A 2,988-nucleotide genomic window follows, 5' to 3' on the forward strand; every position below is an offset into this window, starting at 1 on the left:
AGAAGAAGTTTGTAAACTCAAGTTAGCCTTAAAAATGGTTAAGTCCTCGAACGATTAGTATCAGTCAGCTCCACATGTTACCACGCTTCCACCTCTGACCTATCAACCTGATCATCTTTCAGGGTTCTTACTAGCTTGCGCTATGGGAAATCTCATCTTGAGGGGGGCTTCATGCTTAGATGCTTTCAGCACTTATCCCGTCCGCACATAGCTACCCAGCGATGCTCTTGGCAGAACAACTGGTACACCAGCGGTGCGTCCATCCCGGTCCTCTCGTACTAAGGACAGCTCCTCTCAAATTTCCTGCGCCCACGACGGATAGGGACCGAACTGTCTCACGACGTTCTGAACCCAGCTCGCGTACCGCTTTAATGGGCGAACAGCCCAACCCTTGGGACCGACTACAGCCCCAGGATGCGATGAGCCGACATCGAGGTGCCAAACCTCCCCGTCGATGTGGACTCTTGGGGGAGATAAGCCTGTTATCCCCGGGGTAGCTTTTATCCGTTGAGCGATGGCCCTTCCATGCGGAACCACCGGATCACTAAGCCCGACTTTCGTCCCTGCTCGACTTGTAGGTCTCGCAGTCAAGCTCCCTTGTGCCTTTACACTCTGCGAATGATTTCCAACCATTCTGAGGGAACCTTTGGGCGCCTCCGTTACTTTTTAGGAGGCGACCGCCCCAGTCAAACTGCCCACCTGACACTGTCTCCCACCCCGATCAGGGGTGCGGGTTAGAATTTCAATACAGCCAGGGTAGTATCCCACCGACGCCTCCACCGAAGCTAGCGCTCCGGCTTCTCAGGCTCCTACCTATCCTGTACAAGCTGTACCAAAATTCAATATCAGGCTACAGTAAAGCTCCACGGGGTCTTTCCGTCCTGTCGCGGGTAACCTGCATCTTCACAGGTACTATAATTTCACCGAGTCTCTCGTTGAGACAGTGCCCAGATCGTTACGCCTTTCGTGCGGGTCGGAACTTACCCGACAAGGAATTTCGCTACCTTAGGACCGTTATAGTTACGGCCGCCGTTTACTGGGGCTTCGATTCAGAGCTTCGCTTGCGCTAACCCCTCCTCTTAACCTTCCAGCACCGGGCAGGCGTCAGCCCCTATACTTCGCCTTGCGGCTTCGCAGAGACCTGTGTTTTTGCTAAACAGTCGCCTGGGCCTATTCACTGCGGCTCTTCGAGGCTATTCACCTCAAAAAGCACCCCTTCTCCCGAAGTTACGGGGTCATTTTGCCGAGTTCCTTAACGAGAGTTCTCTCGCTCACCTTAGGATTCTCTCCTCGCCTACCTGTGTCGGTTTGCGGTACGGGCACCTTTTATCTCGCTAGAGGCTTTTCTTGGCAGTGTGGAATCAGGAACTTCGGTACTAAATTTCCCTCGCTATCACAGCTCAGCCTTCACGAGAAGCGGATTTGCCTACTTCTCAGCCTAACTGCTTAGACGCGCATATCCAACAGCGCGCTTACCCTATCCTCCTGCGTCCCCCCATTGCTCAAACGATAAAGAGGTGGTACAGGAATATCAACCTGTTGTCCATCGCCTACGCCTTTCGGCCTCGGCTTAGGTCCCGACTAACCCTGAGCGGACGAGCCTTCCTCAGGAAACCTTAGGCATTCGGTGGATGAGATTCTCACTCATCTTTCGCTACTCATACCGGCATTCTCACTTCTAAGCGCTCCACCAGTCCTTACGGTCTAGCTTCAACGCCCTTAGAACGCTCTCCTACCACTGACATCGTAGATGTCAATCCACAGCTTCGGTGATACGTTTAGCCCCGGTACATTTTCGGCGCAGAGTCACTCGACCAGTGAGCTATTACGCACTCTTTAAATGGTGGCTGCTTCTAAGCCAACATCCTGGTTGTCTAAGCAACTCCACATCCTTTTCCACTTAACGTATACTTTGGGACCTTAGCTGGTGGTCTGGGCTGTTTCCCTTTTGACTACGGATCTTATCACTCGCAGTCTGACTCCCACGGATAAGTCTTTGGCATTCGGAGTTTGTCTGAATTCGGTAACCCGATGAGGGCCCCTAGTCCAAACAGTGCTCTACCTCCAAGACTCTTACTACGTGAGGCTAGCCCTAAAGCTATTTCGGAGAGAACCAGCTATCTCCAAGTTCGATTGGAATTTCTCCGCTACCCACACCTCATCCCCGCACTTTTCAACGTGCGTGGGTTCGGGCCTCCATCCAGTGTTACCTGGACTTCACCCTGGACATGGGTAGATCACCTGGTTTCGGGTCTACGACCACATACTCAAACGCCCTATTCAGACTCGCTTTCGCTGCGGCTCCGTCTCTTCAACTTAACCTTGCATGGGATCGTAACTCGCCGGTTCATTCTACAAAAGGCACGCCATCACCCATGAACGGGCTCTGACTACTTGTAGGCACACGGTTTCAGGAACTATTTCACTCCCCTTCCGGGGTGCTTTTCACCTTTCCCTCACGGTACTGGTTCACTATCGGTCACTAGGGAGTATTTAGCCTTGGGAGATGGTCCTCCCTGCTTCCGACCGGATTTCACGTGTCCGGCCGTACTCAGGATCCACTCAGGAGGGAACGAAGTTTCGACTACAGGGTTTTTACCTTCTCTGACGGACCTTTCCAGGTCGCTTCATCTACCCCGTTCCTTTGTAACTCCATGTTGAGTGTCCTACAACCCCAAGAGGCAAGCCTCTTGGTTTGGGCTATGTCCCGTTTCGCTCGCCGCTACTCAGGGAATCGCGTTTGCTTTCTCTTCCTCCGGGTACTTAGATGTTTCAGTTCCCCGGGTATGCCTTCAATACCCTATGTATTCAGGTAAAGATACTGTTCCATTACGAACAGTGGGTTTCCCCATTCGGAAATCTCCGGATCAAAGCTTACTTACAGCTCCCCGAAGCATATCGGTGTTAGTCCCGTCCTTCATCGGCTCCTAGTGCCAAGGCATTCACCGTGCGCCCTTTCTAACTTAACCTAAAAGGTTTATAACTCTT

At 52.3% G+C, this 2,988-nt stretch carries 1 rRNA gene; it reads right to left on the reverse strand.

The features are described 5' to 3' along the window. Positions 1 to 34 precede the first annotated feature (34 nt). Positions 35 to 2,969: ribosomal RNA gene (locus tag V7137_RS11260) — 23S ribosomal RNA — on the reverse strand. Positions 2,970 to 2,988 lie beyond the last annotated feature (19 nt).

Origin of the sequence: Neobacillus drentensis, from assembly GCF_036962765.1 — a bacterium.
Classification (GTDB): domain Bacteria; phylum Bacillota; class Bacilli; order Bacillales; family Cytobacillaceae; genus Neobacillus; species Neobacillus drentensis_C.